Genomic DNA, 15,595 nt, shown 5'->3' on the forward strand with positions numbered 1-15,595 from the left:
ACCGCGGTTATTCTATTTTTTTGCCTTCCATTAATCGCTGCACCAGCGGCAACATAATCAGCTCCATCGCCAGCCCCATTTTGCCGCCTGGCACCACTAATGTATTAATGTGAGAAATAAACGAGCCCTGGAGCATCGCCAGGAGCCAGGGAAAATCGATCCCTTCCAGGTTGCGGAAATGGATCACCACAAAACTCTCATCCAGCGAGGGAATACCCTTTGCGGCGAACGGATTGGACGTGTCGACAGTCGGCACGCGCTGGAAGTTAATATGGGTACGCGAGAACTGCGGCGTAATGTAATTGATGTAGTCGTCCATGGAACGCACCACGGAATCCATCACCGCTTCACGGGAGTGTCCGCGCTCGCTGGTGTCGCGAATCAGTTTCTGAATCCACTCGAGGTTGACGATAGGCACCACGCCAACCAACAGATCAACATGACGCGCGACATCATGTTGCGGGGTGACGACGCCGCCGTGCAGTCCTTCATAAAACAGCACATCGGTCGGTTCGGGAAGCGGCTGCCAGGGCGTAAACGTGCCGGGAACCTGATTCCACGGTACGGCTTCATCATAGGTATGCAGATATTTACGCGACTGGCCTTTACCCGTCTGCCCGTACTCAATAAAGGTATGTTCCAGTAGGCTGAAGTCATTGGCTTCAGGGCCGAAATAGCTGATATGCCGCCCGGCGTCACGCGCTTTGCGGATCGCCATATCCATTTCCGGGCGGGTGTAACGATGAAAACTGTCGCCTTCCACCTCGGCGGCGTGCAGATTTAACTGCGCGAAAATTTTACGAAATGCGAGGCTGGTGGTGGTGGTCCCCGCGCCGCTTGACCCTGTTACTGCTATCACCGGATGTTTGGCTGACATGGCAACTCCATGATTGAGCTTTAGTAATAATGTATTGTGGGCAAAGGCGTTTTATTCGCGAAACTGCTTTTTCGGCATAATATTGACCGTTTCATGTAATTCAGACCATACCAGCACGGCCTCGCCGGATTGCAGTTGGCGTTTTACGTCAGCGACTTTTTGTTCAAGCGAACGTTCATGTTCACCATAATCGGTGCCTTCGCGCAACACAAAGCTTTCGATCAGGTTGTCCAGCGTGTCGGGGGCGAGCCCCTGCCAGGGAATGATCATGATGACGCCTCCAGGTACGTTGTCAGCCAGTCAGGAATTCGGCGTTCCAGCCACATTTCAGGGCGCAGCGGCGTACCGCCGATAAATCCTACGTGTCCGCCATGCTCAGTCAGCTGATACTCCACCTGCGGGGGCAGATCTTCCGCTTTAGGGATCACATGATGATCCATAAACGGATCGTCTTTAGCGTGAATAATCAGCGTCGGTTTAGCAATCTGGTTAAGCAACGGCATGGCGCTACACTGACGATAGTAGTCGATGGCGTCGGCAAAGCCGTGAATTTTCGCGGTGATCAGGTCGTCAAACTCGCGAATACGGCGCATTGATTTCAGTTGCGCCAGATTCACCGGCAGCGACCCGGGGTACGCCGCCAGCTTGCGTGACGCATTCGCTTTTAACAGATTAAGCAAATAACGCTGATAGACGCGGGAAAACCCTTTGTCCATATGGTAGCTACAGGCTTCGAGAACAAAGGGCGCAGAAACAATCACCGCCGCCTCGATGGGAATATCGCGGCCTTCTTTCGCCAGCAGGCACGCCAGCATATTACCGCCGAGCGAATAGCCCACGGCGGCTGTCGGAACGGTGCCGAACTCCCGCTGTAGCCAGCGTAAAAACCAGGCTCCGTCCTCCGTTTCACCGGAGTGGTAAATACGATTCAGACGGTTGGGTTCGCCGCTACAGCCGCGAAAGTGCATCACCACGCCCAGCCAGCCGCGCTTTTGCGCCGCCTCAATCAGCCCGTGGGCATAGGGGCTGTTCAGGCTGCCTTCCAGACCGTGAAAGACCACCAGCCGCGGTTTATGCTTTGCCTGTTGCGGATCTTCGCTCCATGCCAGATCGACAAAATCGCCGTCCGGTAGCTCCAGCCGCTGCCAGTGGGCGTTGAACTTCACTTTGCGGCGGATTAAACGCGGCAGCATAGTTTGTAAATGGCGATTACGAATGCCACGCATGGGAATAAATTCATGCGAGTCATTGACAGGCGGGGTCATTTCTGTGGACGTGATCTCAACCATAGCACCAGAACAATTGATAATTGGAAACAATACTATACCGCGCATAAGGTTCACAGATTAGTCAATATGTGATTTTACGTTCAATTGGTCGTCTGGCGAAATAAAATTGCGCCTCATTTCACCAGAGGGGGCGGTATGCAAGGCGCGCGCAATACCCCACAGAAATCGCGTGAACCCCTGCATCAGCCGAATTAATCGTGGTAGTGTGGCAACACGATAGTTATGTGACTCAAGGAGAAGGCATGTCGAAGACACTTTTACAGATCCATTTTAACTTTAGCGGCCCTTTTGGCGAGGAGATGACTCAGCAACTGGTCGGGCTGGCGGAGTCTATCAATGAGGAGCCGGGCTTCATCTGGAAAATCTGGACAGAAAGCGAGAAAAACCAGCAAGCTGGCGGCATTTACTTGTTTGAATCCGAAGAAACGGCGCAGGCTTATATTAAAAAACACACTGCGCGTCTGAAAAATCTTGGCGTTGATGAGGTGACGTTTAAATTATTTGGCGTGAACGACGCGCTGACGAAAATAAATCACGGCAACCTTTGCCGCTAAATCACATAACGCAGGCTTCTGTTCCGGTGCTGCCGACCGCAACGGTAACCTTTATATCGGGACGAGTACCGAAGAGGCCTTTATGGACGAACAGCGGACCACGAACGTTCTCTTCCAGCGTGTGCAGCGCCTCGGCGGTGCGGGCGATGTTACCCTTCTCCACAAGCATCATGAAGATGGTGAGCTTGCGGAAGGTAATGTCATCGGTGATAGACAGGTTCATCGTCCGCCCCGTGCGTTAGAGCCTATCCCAGTAGGCGTAATTGTTGAAGCCAGTTTGGGGCCGGACAGCGCGCAGAAACCGGAGCGTACACATAGTACGTGAGGATTTCGAGCACTGCCCGGCCCTAAAATGGCGAATAAAATAGCCTAATGGGATAGGCTCTTAGTCGTTCTGCATCATCTGCTCAAGCTGCTCCTGCGCCTCAAGCCATGCCATTTCACATTCTTCCAGCCCGGATTTGGCGCTGGCCTGCAGTTGCAGACACTCGGTCATCTCCGCTTTACGGCTGGGGTCATACAGGCTGCTGTCGCCGAGCTTCTCTTCCGCCTGCGCTAACTGGGCGTTGAGCTTTTCCATCTCTTTTTCCAGACGGGTAATCTCTTTACGCAGCGGCTGCGTCAGAGTGCGTAGCTCGGCTTCGCGACGCTTCTGATCTTTGCGTGACTGGGCGCTGTTGGCGTTGTTTTCCTTCGGCGCGTCGTCGGCCTGGTTTTCCTGCTTCTGCACGTCACTCAGCCACTGCTGATAATCTTCCAGGTCTCCGTCGAACGGTTCGACCTTTTTGTCGTGAACCAGATAGAGGTCGTCAGTGGTGGAGCGAATCAGGTGGCGGTCGTGCGACACGACGACCAATGCGCCTTCGAAATCAATCAGCGCTTCGGTGAGCGCCTGGCGCATGTCGAGATCCAGGTGGTTGGTCGGTTCATCGAGCAACAGCAGATTTGGACGCTGCCAGACAATCAGCGCCAGCACCAGGCGCGCTTTCTCGCCGCCGGAGAAACGTTGCGTCTCTTCCGTTACTTTGTCGCCCTGGAAACCGAAGCCGCCGAGATAGTCGCGCAGCTTCTGCTCCAGTTCCTGCGGCGCCAGACGCGCCATATGCTGCAACGGGGATTCATCGGCGCGCAGGAACTCCAACTGGTGCTGGGCGAAGTAGCCGAGCTTAATGCCTTTGGCGAGGCCGATTTCACCGTGCAACGGTTCCAGTTCGCCCGCCAGCAGCTTGATCAGCGTCGATTTCCCCGCGCCGTTGCGGCCCAGCAGGCCGATACGCGAGCCGGGCACCAGGTTCAGCTTGATGGATTCCAGAATGATGCGATCGCCATAACCTGCGCTGACTTTTTCCATTTTCAGCAGCGGGTTCGGCAGGCTTTCCGGCGCGCGGAAGCTGAAATGGAACGGGTTGTCGACATGAGCCGGCGCAATCAGCTCCATACGCTCAAGCATCTTGATACGGCTTTGCGCCTGCTTGGCCTTGGTGGCCTTGGCGCGGAAACGGTCGATGTAGCTTTGCAGATGCGCCACACGCTCCTGCTGACTCTCATACATCGCCTGCTGTTGCGCCAGGCGCGTGGCGCGCTGAACTTCAAACGCGCTGTAGTTGCCGGTGTACTCGAACAGAGTCTGCTGTTCGATATGGATAATTTTATCCACTATCGGGTCAAGAAAATCGCGATCGTGGGAGATCAGAATCAGGGTGCCCGGATAGCTCTTCAGCCATTTTTCCAGCCAGATAACGGCATCCAGATCGAGGTGGTTGGTCGGTTCGTCGAGCAGCAGTAAATCGGAACGGCAAATCAGCGCCTGGGCCAGATTAAGGCGCATCCGCCAGCCGCCGGAAAAGTCGCTGACCGGACGTTCCAGCTGATCGTTAGAGAAGCCGAGACCGTGTAGCAGGCTGGCGGCGCGCGAACGAACGGTCCATGCGTCGATGGCGTCCAGCTTGCCATGTATGGAGGCGATAGCATGTCCGTCGTTACGTTCGTTGGCGTCGTTAAGCTGCGCCTCCAGCTGCCGGTATTCACGGTCGCCGTCAATGACATACTCAATCGCTGGCTGAGGCAACGCAGGTGTTTCCTGATTCACCCACGCTAATTGCCAGGTTCCGGGCAGGGTAAAACTCCCGGCATCGGCGCTGATTTCATTTTTTAGCAATGCCAGCAGGGTAGATTTACCGCAGCCGTTTTTACCCACCAGGCCGACTTTCTGGCCTGGATTAATGGTAGCCGAGGCATTGTCCAGTAGGACGCGCACGCCGCGACGAATTTGTAACGAGGAGAAAACAATCATAAGGCGCCGTATGTTCAGACTATGTTAATTTATCATTATGATAATGTAATATTCGGGCGTACCGCCGCGCTGGAGCGCAATGGTAGCTCAAAACAACAACGATACACAAAATCATTCAGGCCGCCTTTGGTGAGGGACAAGAATATCTCTCATTAATCCCCAGCGGCGGACATGGAGTACGTTTCTGAGTTGAACAAACGCTGTCAACGTAGAAGCGGCCTGAAGAATGGCATGTATCGACCCAAAACAACCGGGAGGGGGATTGATGTCTCAGCCAGCGAAAGTCTTGCTGTTGTATGCCCATCCGGAATCTCAGGACTCGGTTGCTAACCGGGTACTGCTTAAACCGGCCATACAGCACAATAACGTAACCGTGCACGATCTTTATGCGCGCTATCCTGATTTTTTTATCGACACGCCCTATGAACAAGCCCTGTTACGTGAGCACGACGTCATTGTTTTTCAGCATCCCCTTTACACCTATAGCTGTCCGGCTTTACTGAAAGAATGGCTTGATCGCGTTTTGAGTCGGGGGTTCGCCAGCGGACCAGGGGGAAACCAACTGGTGGGAAAGTACTGGCGTAGCGTGATTACGACCGGCGAGCCGGAGAGCGCTTACCGGTATGACGTGCTAAACCGCTATCCAATGAGCGATGTACTCCGCCCTTTTGAACTGACCGCGGCCATGTGCCGGATGCACTGGATGCCGCCCATTATTGTGTACTGGGCACGCCGCCAGTCGCCGCAGACGCTGGCCAGTCATGCGAAAGCCTATGGCGAGTGGCTGGCGAATCCTGTGAGCGCGGGAGGCTATTGATGGAAGGTTCTGATTTATTGACCGCGGGAGTGTTGTTCCTCTTCGCGGCGGTGGCGGCGGTGCCGTTAGCCGCCAGGCTGGGCATCGGCGCGGTGCTAGGGTATTTGCTGGCGGGAATCGCCATCGGTCCGTGGGGGCTGGGCTTCATCAGCGACGTTGACGAGATCCTGCACTTTTCCGAACTGGGCGTCGTGTTTCTGATGTTTATCATTGGTCTCGAACTCAATCCGTCCCGGCTTTGGCAACTGCGGCGCTCTATCTTCGGCGTCGGCGCTGCTCAGGTGCTGTTAAGCGCGGCGGTGCTGGCGGGATTATTGATGCTTGCTGATTTCTTATGGCAGGCGGCGGTCGTCGGCGGGATTGGCCTGGCGATGTCTTCGACGGCGATGGCGCTACAACTGATGCGCGAGAAAGGCATGAATCGTAGCGAGTCCGGGCAGTTAGGGTTTTCCGTCTTACTGTTTCAGGATTTAGCGGTGATCCCCGCGCTGGCGTTGGTGCCTTTACTGGCGGGATCGGCCGACGAGCATTTCGACTGGTTTAAAGTGGCAATGAAGGTACTGGCTTTCGCGGTAATGCTGATTGGCGGTCGTTACCTGCTGCGCCCGGTATTTCGTTTTATTGCTGCGTCCGGCGTGCGGGAGGTCTTCACTGCCGCGACGCTGTTGCTGGTGTTGAGCGCCGCCTTATTTATGGATGCGCTGGGACTGTCGATGGCCCTGGGAACCTTCATTGCCGGCGTTTTACTGGCAGAGAGCGAATACCGGCATGAGCTGGAAAACGCTATCGATCCCTTTAAAGGTTTACTGCTTGGGCTGTTCTTTATCTCCGTCGGTATGTCGCTAAATCTCGGCGTACTTTATACCCATTTACTGTGGGTGGCGGCGAGCGTTGTTATTCTGGTCGTCATAAAAATGCTGACGCTGTATCTGCTGGCGCGAGTATATGGAATAAGAAGTTCTGAACGGATGCAGTTTGCCAGCGTGCTGAGTCAGGGGGGCGAGTTCGCTTTTGTGCTCTTTTCTACCGCCTCTTCTCAGCGCCTGTTTCAGGGCGATCAGATGGCGTTATTATTGGTGACTGTCACATTATCAATGATGACCACGCCGCTACTGATGAAAGGGATTGATAAGTGGTTATCGCGCCGTCTTAATGGCCCGGAAGAGAATGATGAAAAGCCGTGGGTTGAGGATGATAAGCCCCAGGTGATTGTCGTCGGCTTTGGCCGTTTTGGTCAGGTGATCGCTCGCTTATTGATGGCGAATAAGATGCGTATCACCGTGCTGGAACGCGATATCGGCGCCGTTAATCTGATGCGCAAATATGGTTATAAAGTGTATTACGGCGACGCTACACAAGTCGAGCTGCTGCGTTCTGCGGGCGCGGAAGCGGCGGAGTCGATAGTCATCACGTGTAATGAACCGGAAGACACGATGAAGCTGGTGGCGCTGTGTCAGCAGCATTTTCCTCATCTGCATATTCTTGCGCGAGCGCGTGGACGTGTGGAGGCCCATGAGTTATTACAGGCTGGCGTCACGCAGTTTTCCCGTGAAACGTTTTCCAGCGCGCTGGAACTGGGACGTAAAACTCTGGTGTCGTTAGGTATGCATCCGCATCAGGCGCAACGCGCGCAGTTGCATTTCCGTCGGCTGGATATGCGAATGTTGCGGGAGCTGATCCCGGAGCATAGCGACATGGTACAGATTTCGCGCGCCAGAGAGGCCCGACGCGAGCTGGAGGAGATTTTTCAGCGCGAAATGCAACAGGAACGGCGCCAGTTGGATGGCTGGGATGAATTTGAGTAGGGGTAAACAATGGCAATCCGTAAACGTTTTATTGCAGGCGCGAAATGTCCGGCCTGTCAGGCGCAGGATACAATGGCGATGTGGCGTGAAAATAATGTCGATATTGTTGAATGCGTTAAGTGCGGGCATCAAATGCGGGAAGCGGATAAAGACGTTCGCGAGCATGTTCGCAAAGAAGAGCAAGTGATCGGGATTTTTCATCCGGACTAGCGATATGCCGCAGGTTTTTTTAAGCTAAGGGGTACACGGCTGCAGAATTCCGCTACAATCTGCGCCACTATTCTTCCCATGCTCAGGAGATATCATGAAAGTAGCAAAAGACCTGGTGGTCAGCCTGGCCTATCAGGTACGTACAGAAGACGGTGTGTTGGTTGATGAGTCTCCGGTGAGTGCGCCGCTGGATTACCTGCACGGTCACGGCTCCCTGATCTCTGGTCTGGAAACCGCGCTGGAAGGCCATGAAGTTGGCGACAAATTTGATGTCGCTGTTGGCGCGAACGACGCTTACGGTCAGTATGACGAAAATCTGGTGCAGCGTGTGCCTAAAGACGTCTTTATGGGCGTTGATGAACTGCAGGTAGGGATGCGTTTCCTGGCGGAAACCGACCAGGGCCCGGTACCGGTAGAGATTACCGAAGTGGAAGACGATCACGTTGTGGTTGATGGTAACCACATGCTGGCGGGCCAGAATCTGAAATTTAACGTAGAAGTTGTTGCGATTCGTGAAGCGACTGAAGAAGAACTGGCTCACGGTCATGTTCACGGCGCGCACGATCACCACCACGATCACGGTGAAGACGGCTGCTGTGGCGGTCATGGTCATGACCATGGTCACGAGCACGGCGGCGAAGGCTGCTGCGGCGGTGGTGGTAAAGGCGGCTGCGGTTGCCATTAATCCCCGTCGTCTTTCAAGCCACCGCGGTGTTGGCTACGCTTTCAAACCCCGGTCACATAGTTATCTATGCTCCCGGGGAATTTTCAAGCTTGCCGCCTTGCTGTGACTCTAAATCCTTAGGGTATTATCATTGGTTCGATAAATCATCGGGCACAAAAAAAGCGGGTTAACCCCGCTTTTTTTTCGTCTCAATAATGCGGCGGCGGCGTTTCTTCTGCCTGAGAGGCGATATTTGACGGCTGACTGGCTTTTAACTTTTCCGTGAGCAAACGCAGATGATCGCGCAGCTTCGCCATCTCCATTTCATGTGCGGTTACCGTCAGGTTTAGTTCTTCTATGGTAATCTCCTGGAACGCCAGACGGCTTTCCAGTTCAGCCAGACGAGCTTCCATCGTGATATCCTGCATGATGTACCTCTTTATGTTGTCTCCGTCGGCGGATTCTACTTAACTTTACCGGCTTTCACAGCAACCATTACGCGCACTACGAAACTAATTTAAACAAAAAGAGTCTGAAAAGAAGTGATAATAGGGCGTGTTCGTATGTTGATTTGTTCTGCAACGATTTATAGTACGCTTCTTACGTAAGTTAACATGGGGCGAGATGCCCCGGCCCTGGAGATATGGATGAAATCACTGTTTAAAGCCACGCTGCTGGCAACGACGATGGCCGTTGCTATGCACGCACCGATCACTTTTGCTGCTGATGCGGCGAAACCGGCAGCTACCGCTGATAGCAAAGCAGCATTTAAAAACGACGATCAAAAAGCGGCTTATGCGCTGGGCGCCTCGCTGGGTCGTTACATGGAAAATTCGCTTAAAGAGCAGGAAAAGTTGGGCATCAAACTGGATAAAGATCAGTTGATTGCCGGCGTTCAGGATGCCTTTGCCGATAAGAGCAAACTGTCCGATCAGGAAATTGAGCAAACGCTGCAGACGTTTGAAGCACGCGTGAAGAGCGCTGCTCAGGCGAAGATGGAAAAAGACGCTGCCGATAACGAAGCAAAAGGTAAAACGTTCCGTGACGCTTTTGCTAAAGAGAAAGGCGTGAAAACCTCCTCTACCGGTCTGCTTTACAAAGTAGAGAAAGAAGGCACAGGCGAGGCGCCGAAAGATAGCGATACCGTTGTGGTGAACTACAAAGGTACGCTGATCGACGGTAAAGAGTTTGATAACTCTTACACGCGCGGCGAACCGCTCTCCTTCCGTCTGGACGGCGTTATCCCTGGCTGGACTGAAGGCCTGAAAAATATTAAGAAAGGCGGCAAGATCAAGCTGGTTATCCCACCGGCGCTGGCCTACGGTAAAACGGGCGTTCCGGGTATCCCTGCGAACTCCACCCTGGTATTCGACGTAGAGCTGCTGGATATCAAACCAGCGCCGAAAGCGGATGCTAAACCTGCCGATGCGGCTGACGCTAAAGCCGCAGATGCTGCTAAAAAATAAAAACTGAGAGCCGCCGCTTGTAATAGCGGCGGTTTTTTTTATTCAGGCCGGATATATTACTCACCATAATTTGATTTGCGGATAACGGCGCTTGCGCTGGTCGTTAAGGGCGAGACCGTAGGCTGAATGACCGCCAACGCACACGTAGTCTGAAATAGACGAGCAAATTAGTACTGGAAAGATGAACCCTCACTGTATTAATTTAATCATCCGCGTAAATAATGAGCCTGCCCTGAAAACATAACGACAGGCTCCTGAAAAGGAGTGTTTTTTTTCATGTCCAGGTCGCTTTTAACCAACGAAACCAGTGAACTTGATTTGCTGGATCAGCGTCCCTTCGAGCAAACCGACTTCGATATTCTGAAATCCTACGAAGCGGTAGTGGACGGGTTAGCGATGCTTATAGGTTCCCATTGTGAAATCGTATTGCACTCTTTGCAGGATCTAAAATGTTCAGCCATTCGTATTGCCAATGGCGAACATACGGGCCGTAAAATTGGCTCGCCGATTACCGACCTGGCGTTGCGCATGCTGCACGACATGACAGGGGCGGACAGTAGCGTGTCGAAATGCTATTTCACGCGCGCGAAAAGCGGTGTCTTGATGAAGTCGTTGACGATTGCCATTCGCAACCGCGAGCAGCGCGTCATTGGTCTACTGTGCATCAACATGAATCTTGATGTGCCATTTTCACAGATTATGAATACCTTTATTCCGCCGGAAACGCCGGAAGTCGGCTCAGCGGTTAATTTTGCCTCCTCAGTCGAAGATTTAGTCACCCAGACGCTGGAGTTCACGATCGAAGAAGTGAATGCCGATCGTAATGTCTCTAACAACGCGAAAAATCGTCAGATCGTCCTTAACCTGTACGAAAAAGGCATTTTCGATATTAAAGACGCCATTAACCAGGTAGCCGATCGTCTGAATATCTCAAAACATACGGTTTACCTCTATATTCGCCAGTTCAAAAGCGGCGACTTTCAGGGGCAGGATAAATAATGCGTTATGCCATTATGGTCACCGGGCCGGCATATGGCACCCAGCAGGCCAGCAGCGCATTGCAGTTCGCCCACGCGCTGCTCAATGAGGGGCATGAGTTAGCCAGCGTCTTTTTCTATCGGGAAGGTGTCTATAACGCCAATCTCCTGACCTCGCCGGCGAGCGATGAATATGATCTGGTACGCGCCTGGCAGAAATTGAATACGCAGCATGGCGTAGCGCTGAACATCTGTGTCGCGGCGGCGCTTCGTCGCGGTATTATTGATGAAACTGAAGCTGGCAGACTGGAGTTGCCGTCCGCCAATCTTCAGCCGGGCTTTACGCTAAGCGGACTGGGCGCGCTGGCGGAGGCATCTCTCACCTGCGATCGGGTGGTGCAGTTTTAATGAAACGTATTGCATTTGTCTTTTCCACCGCGCCACATGGTAGCGCCTCAGGTCGTGAAGGGCTGGATGCGCTGCTGGCGACGTCAGCGCTAACGGAAGCGCTGGGCGTCTTTTTTATCAGCGACGGCGTCTTTCAGTTATTACCGGGACAAAAACCAGACGCTGTGCTGGCGCGTGACTATATTGCTACTTTCAAGCTCTTTGATTTGTACGATATTGATCAATGCTGGATCTGCGCGGCATCGCTGCGCGAGCGTGGTCTGGAAAACGTTAATTTTGTGGTAGACGCCACGCCGCTGGAACCCGTGGCGTTACGCCGCGAGCTTGGCAACTATGATGTCATCCTGAGATTCTGAGGCGTTTATGCTGCATACCTTACCTCATTGCGCTTCGAGCGTTGATTTTCCCGCTTTGCTGCGCCTGCTAAAAGAGGGCGATGCGCTTTTGTTGCTCCAGGATGGCGTTACCGTCGCGATTGAAGGTAACCGCTTCCTTGAAAGTCTGCGCGATGCCCCCATAACAGTCTATGCCTTGAAAGAAGACATTGACGCCCGCGGCCTGGGTGGTCAAATTTCAGACAGTGTCGTCAGGGTTGACTATACTGAGTTTGTCAGACTCACGGTTAAGTATGCCAACCAGATGGCCTGGTGATGGCGGGATCGTTGTATATTTCTTGACACCTTTTCGACACCGCCCTAAAATTCGGCGTCCTCATATTGTGTGAGGGCGTTTTATTACGTGTTTACGAAGCAAAAGCTAAAACCAGGAGCTATTTAATGGCAACAGTTAACCAGCTGGTACGCAAACCACGTGCTCGCAAAGTTGCGAAAAGCAACGTGCCTGCGCTGGAAGCATGCCCGCAAAAACGTGGCGTATGTACTCGTGTATATACTACCACTCCTAAAAAACCGAACTCCGCACTGCGTAAAGTTTGCCGTGTTCGTCTGACTAACGGTTTTGAAGTGACTTCCTACATCGGTGGTGAAGGTCACAACCTGCAGGAGCACTCCGTGATCCTGATCCGTGGCGGTCGTGTTAAAGACCTCCCGGGTGTTCGTTACCACACCGTTCGTGGCGCGCTTGACTGCTCCGGCGTTAAAGACCGTAAGCAAGCTCGTTCTAAGTACGGCGTGAAGCGTCCTAAGGCTTAATGGTTCTCCGTTAAGTAAGGCCAAACGTTTTAAATTAATGTCAAACTAAACTCGTAGAGTTTTGGACAATCCTGAATTAACAACGGAGTATTTCCATGCCACGTCGTCGCGTCATTGGTCAGCGTAAAATTCTGCCGGATCCGAAGTTCGGATCAGAACTGCTGGCTAAATTTGTCAATATCCTGATGGTAGATGGTAAAAAATCTACTGCAGAATCAATCGTATACAGCGCGCTGGAGACCCTGGCTCAGCGTTCTGGTAAATCTGAACTGGAAGCTTTCGAAGTCGCTCTCGAAAACGTTCGCCCGACTGTAGAAGTTAAATCCCGCCGTGTAGGTGGTTCTACTTATCAGGTACCAGTTGAAGTCCGTCCGGTCCGTCGTAATGCTCTGGCAATGCGTTGGATCGTAGAAGCTGCTCGTAAACGCGGTGATAAATCCATGGCTCTGCGCCTGGCGAACGAACTTTCTGACGCTGCAGAAAACAAAGGTACTGCAGTTAAGAAACGTGAAGACGTTCACCGTATGGCAGAAGCCAACAAGGCGTTCGCACACTACCGTTGGTAATTCCTTCGGAGTCATAGTCACCAGGCGGGCGCTTCAGGTAAGTCGCCCGTTTTGGATAACTTAACTGAACGCCTAAAGATATCAACGAGGAATCAAATGGCTCGTACAACACCCATCGCACGCTACCGTAATATCGGTATCAGTGCGCACATCGACGCCGGTAAAACCACTACTACCGAACGTATTCTGTTCTACACCGGTGTAAACCACAAAATCGGTGAAGTTCATGACGGCGCAGCTACCATGGACTGGATGGAGCAGGAGCAGGAGCGTGGTATTACTATCACCTCCGCAGCGACTACTGCATTCTGGTCTGGTATGGCTAAGCAGTATGAACCGCATCGCATCAACATCATCGACACCCCGGGGCACGTTGACTTCACTATCGAAGTAGAACGTTCCATGCGTGTTCTCGATGGTGCGGTAATGGTTTACTGCGCAGTTGGTGGTGTTCAGCCGCAGTCTGAAACCGTATGGCGTCAGGCAAACAAATACAAAGTTCCGCGCATTGCGTTCGTTAACAAAATGGACCGCATGGGCGCGAACTTCCTGAAAGTTGTTGGTCAGATCAAAACCCGTCTGGGCGCGAACCCGGTTCCGCTGCAGCTGGCAATTGGTGCTGAAGAAGGTTTCACCGGCGTTGTTGACCTGGTGAAAATGAAAGCCATCAACTGGAACGATGCCGACCAGGGCGTTACCTTCGAATACGAAGATATCCCGGCTGACATGCAGGACCTGGCTAACGAATGGCACCAGAACCTGATCGAGTCCGCCGCAGAAGCTTCTGAAGAGCTGATGGAAAAATACCTGGGTGGTGAAGAACTGACTGAAGAAGAGATCAAACAAGCTCTGCGTCAGCGCGTTCTGAACAACGAAATCATCCTGGTAACCTGTGGTTCTGCATTCAAGAACAAAGGTGTTCAGGCGATGCTGGATGCGGTAATTGATTACCTGCCATCCCCGGTAGACGTACCTGCGATCAACGGTATTCTGGACGACGGTAAAGATACTCCGGCTGAGCGTCACGCAAGCGACGACGAGCCGTTCTCTGCGCTGGCGTTCAAAATCGCTACCGACCCGTTTGTGGGTAACCTGACCTTCTTCCGTGTGTACTCCGGTGTGGTTAACTCTGGTGATACCGTACTGAACTCCGTGAAAACCGCACGTGAGCGTTTCGGTCGTATCGTTCAGATGCACGCTAACAAACGTGAAGAGATCAAAGAAGTTCGCGCGGGCGACATCGCGGCTGCTATCGGCCTGAAAGACGTGACTACCGGTGACACCCTGTGTGATCCGGAAAACCCGATCATTCTGGAACGTATGGAATTCCCTGAGCCGGTAATCTCCATCGCGGTAGAACCGAAAACCAAAGCTGACCAGGAAAAAATGGGTCTGGCTCTGGGCCGTCTGGCGAAAGAAGACCCGTCATTCCGCGTATGGACTGATGAAGAATCTAACCAGACCATCATCGCTGGTATGGGTGAACTTCACCTGGATATCATCGTTGACCGTATGAAGCGTGAATTCAACGTTGAAGCTAACGTGGGTAAACCTCAGGTTGCTTACCGCGAAGCGATTCGCGCGAAAGTTACCGACATCGAAGGTAAACACGCGAAACAGTCTGGTGGTCGCGGTCAGTATGGTCATGTTGTTATCGACATGTACCCGCTGGAGCCGGGCTCTAACCCGAAAGGTTACGAGTTCATCAACGACATCAAAGGTGGTGTAATTCCTGGCGAATACATCCCGGCCGTTGATAAAGGCATCCAGGAGCAGCTGAAATCTGGCCCGCTGGCGGGTTATCCGGTAGTTGATCTCGGTGTGCGTCTGCACTTCGGTTCTTACCATGACGTTGACTCCTCTGAGCTGGCGTTTAAACTGGCTGCGTCTATCGCCTTTAAAGAAGGCTTTAAGAAAGCAAAACCAGTTCTGCTTGAGCCGATCATGAAGGTTGAAGTAGAAACACCTGAAGAGAATACCGGTGACGTTATCGGCGACCTTAGCCGCCGTCGTGGTATGCTCAAAGGTCAGGAATCTGAAGTTACAGGCGTTAAGATCCACGCTGAAGTACCGCTGTCTGAAATGTTCGGATATGCAACTCAGCTGCGTTCTCTGACCAAAGGTCGCGCATCGTACACTATGGAATTCCTGAAGTATGATGATGCGCCGAACAACGTTGCTCAGGCCGTAATCGAAGCCCGTGGTAAATAAGCCGCAGGGTTAAAAACCAAAATCCCGTGCTCTCTCCTGAAGGGGAGAGCGCTATAGTAAGGAATATAGCCGTGTCTAAAGAAAAATTTGAACGTACAAAACCGCACGTTAACGTCGGCACCATCGGCCACGTTGACCACGGTAAAACTACCCTGACCGCTGCAATCACCACCGTACTGGCTAAAACCTACGGCGGTGCTGCTCGTGCATTCGACCAGATCGATAACGCTCCGGAAGAAAAAGCGCGTGGTATCACCATCAACACTTCTCACGTTGAATACGATACCCCGACCCGCCACTACGCACA

General features: G+C 52.7%; 20 protein-coding genes. 14 read left to right on the forward strand and 6 right to left on the reverse strand.

Annotation, left to right across the window (positions count from 1 at the left end; all coding sequences use genetic code 11):
- Nucleotides 1–7: 7 nt before the first annotated feature.
- From NA330_RS17270 to NA330_RS17280, 3 genes are read right to left on the reverse strand one after another with little or no spacing between them, the layout of a single operon-like run.
- Nucleotides 8–877 carry a phosphoribulokinase gene (locus NA330_RS17270; protein WP_001274690.1) on the reverse strand — a complete coding sequence of 290 codons (870 nt, stop codon included), beginning with the start codon at nucleotides 875–877 and terminating at the stop codon, nucleotides 8–10.
- A 51-nt stretch (nucleotides 878–928) separates the two neighbouring features.
- Nucleotides 929–1,147, reverse strand: coding sequence for a YheU family protein (locus tag NA330_RS17275; RefSeq protein WP_000586568.1), 219 nt, complete (start codon nucleotides 1,145–1,147; stop codon nucleotides 929–931).
- Nucleotides 1,144–2,211 carry a hydrolase gene (locus tag NA330_RS17280; RefSeq protein WP_077248395.1) on the reverse strand — a complete coding sequence of 356 codons (1,068 nt, stop codon included), beginning with the start codon at nucleotides 2,209–2,211 and terminating at the stop codon, nucleotides 1,144–1,146. Before NA330_RS17280 ends, NA330_RS17275 begins: the two co-directional genes overlap by 4 nt.
- A 197-nt stretch (nucleotides 2,212–2,408) precedes the next feature.
- On the opposite strand from NA330_RS17280, the gene NA330_RS17285 reads away from it, so the two are divergent.
- Entirely contained in the window at nucleotides 2,409–2,720 is a 312-nt protein-coding gene (locus tag NA330_RS17285) for a monooxygenase (protein WP_000047689.1), read from the forward strand.
- A gap of 1 nt (nucleotide 2,721) precedes the next feature.
- Here the strand turns inward: NA330_RS17285 and NA330_RS17290 are convergent, their stop codons facing one another.
- Both NA330_RS17290 and NA330_RS17295 read right to left on the reverse strand, forming a co-directional pair.
- A complete protein-coding gene (locus NA330_RS17290) occupies nucleotides 2,722–2,943 on the reverse strand; it encodes a LysR family transcriptional regulator (protein WP_001054032.1) in 222 nt (73 codons plus the stop codon).
- A 162-nt stretch (nucleotides 2,944–3,105) separates the two neighbouring features.
- Complete coding sequence (locus NA330_RS17295) at nucleotides 3,106–5,013, reverse strand: ABC transporter ATP-binding protein (RefSeq protein ID WP_000634765.1); 1,908 nt, start codon at nucleotides 5,011–5,013, stop codon at nucleotides 3,106–3,108.
- 265 nt (nucleotides 5,014–5,278) lie between these two features.
- Between NA330_RS17295 and kefG the strand changes: the two genes are divergently transcribed.
- From kefG to slyD, 4 genes are all read left to right on the forward strand, one after another.
- On the forward strand, nucleotides 5,279–5,830 hold the full coding sequence (gene kefG, locus NA330_RS17300; RefSeq protein ID WP_023241928.1) for a glutathione-regulated potassium-efflux system ancillary protein KefG: 552 nt from the start codon (nucleotides 5,279–5,281) through the stop codon (nucleotides 5,828–5,830).
- Nucleotides 5,830–7,635, forward strand: coding sequence for a glutathione-regulated potassium-efflux system protein KefB (kefB, locus tag NA330_RS17305; RefSeq protein WP_023181211.1), 1,806 nt, complete (start codon nucleotides 5,830–5,832; stop codon nucleotides 7,633–7,635). Before kefG ends, kefB begins: the two co-directional genes overlap by 1 nt.
- A 9-nt stretch (nucleotides 7,636–7,644) precedes the next feature.
- Nucleotides 7,645–7,845 (forward strand): YheV family putative zinc ribbon protein, encoded by a 201-nt coding sequence (locus NA330_RS17310; protein WP_001007735.1) that lies wholly within the window; start codon nucleotides 7,645–7,647, stop codon nucleotides 7,843–7,845.
- 94 nt (nucleotides 7,846–7,939) lie between these two features.
- On the forward strand, nucleotides 7,940–8,530 hold the full coding sequence (slyD, locus tag NA330_RS17315; protein WP_000861341.1) for a peptidylprolyl isomerase: 591 nt from the start codon (nucleotides 7,940–7,942) through the stop codon (nucleotides 8,528–8,530).
- 188 nt (nucleotides 8,531–8,718) lie between these two features.
- Here slyD and NA330_RS17320 read toward each other — a convergent pair whose 3' ends face one another.
- The gene (locus NA330_RS17320; protein WP_001152701.1) at nucleotides 8,719–8,937 is read right to left on the reverse strand and encodes a protein SlyX; all 219 of its coding nucleotides are present in this window, start codon (nucleotides 8,935–8,937) and stop codon (nucleotides 8,719–8,721) included.
- A 219-nt stretch (nucleotides 8,938–9,156) separates the two neighbouring features.
- On the opposite strand from NA330_RS17320, the gene fkpA reads away from it, so the two are divergent.
- From fkpA to NA330_RS17365, 9 genes are all read left to right on the forward strand, one after another.
- Nucleotides 9,157–9,975: an FKBP-type peptidyl-prolyl cis-trans isomerase gene (gene fkpA, locus NA330_RS17325; RefSeq protein ID WP_000838225.1), complete on the forward strand. Its 819-nt coding sequence runs from the start codon at nucleotides 9,157–9,159 to the stop codon at nucleotides 9,973–9,975.
- A 276-nt stretch (nucleotides 9,976–10,251) separates the two neighbouring features.
- Nucleotides 10,252–10,974, forward strand: a complete 723-nt coding sequence (locus tag NA330_RS17330) for a helix-turn-helix transcriptional regulator (protein ID WP_000091471.1) — start codon at nucleotides 10,252–10,254, stop codon at nucleotides 10,972–10,974.
- Nucleotides 10,974–11,360 carry a sulfurtransferase complex subunit TusD gene (tusD, locus tag NA330_RS17335; protein WP_001268011.1) on the forward strand — a complete coding sequence of 129 codons (387 nt, stop codon included), beginning with the start codon at nucleotides 10,974–10,976 and terminating at the stop codon, nucleotides 11,358–11,360. The genes NA330_RS17330 and tusD overlap by 1 nt, the downstream gene beginning before the upstream one ends.
- On the forward strand, nucleotides 11,360–11,716 hold the full coding sequence (tusC, locus tag NA330_RS17340) for a sulfurtransferase complex subunit TusC (protein WP_000820705.1): 357 nt from the start codon (nucleotides 11,360–11,362) through the stop codon (nucleotides 11,714–11,716). The genes tusD and tusC overlap by 1 nt, the downstream gene beginning before the upstream one ends.
- Before the next feature lie 7 nt (nucleotides 11,717–11,723).
- Nucleotides 11,724–12,011 carry a sulfurtransferase complex subunit TusB gene (gene tusB / locus NA330_RS17345; RefSeq protein ID WP_000903400.1) on the forward strand — a complete coding sequence of 96 codons (288 nt, stop codon included), beginning with the start codon at nucleotides 11,724–11,726 and terminating at the stop codon, nucleotides 12,009–12,011.
- Between the two features lie 125 nt (nucleotides 12,012–12,136).
- Nucleotides 12,137–12,511: a 30S ribosomal protein S12 gene (gene rpsL, locus NA330_RS17350; RefSeq protein WP_000246815.1), complete on the forward strand. Its 375-nt coding sequence runs from the start codon at nucleotides 12,137–12,139 to the stop codon at nucleotides 12,509–12,511.
- A 95-nt stretch (nucleotides 12,512–12,606) separates the two neighbouring features.
- Complete coding sequence (rpsG, locus tag NA330_RS17355; protein WP_001138043.1) at nucleotides 12,607–13,077, forward strand: 30S ribosomal protein S7; 471 nt, start codon at nucleotides 12,607–12,609, stop codon at nucleotides 13,075–13,077.
- A gap of 96 nt (nucleotides 13,078–13,173) precedes the next feature.
- Nucleotides 13,174–15,288 (forward strand): elongation factor G, encoded by a 2,115-nt coding sequence (fusA, locus tag NA330_RS17360; protein WP_000124693.1) that lies wholly within the window; start codon nucleotides 13,174–13,176, stop codon nucleotides 15,286–15,288.
- 71 nt (nucleotides 15,289–15,359) lie between these two features.
- Nucleotides 15,360–15,595: GTP-binding protein (locus NA330_RS17365; RefSeq protein WP_000031667.1), on the forward strand; the 236-nt coding region annotated here is incomplete at its 3' end.

Origin of the sequence: Salmonella sp. NW722 (genome assembly GCF_051702785.1) — a bacterium.
In the GTDB taxonomy this organism is placed as follows: Bacteria; Pseudomonadota; Gammaproteobacteria; order Enterobacterales; family Enterobacteriaceae; genus Salmonella; species Salmonella enterica.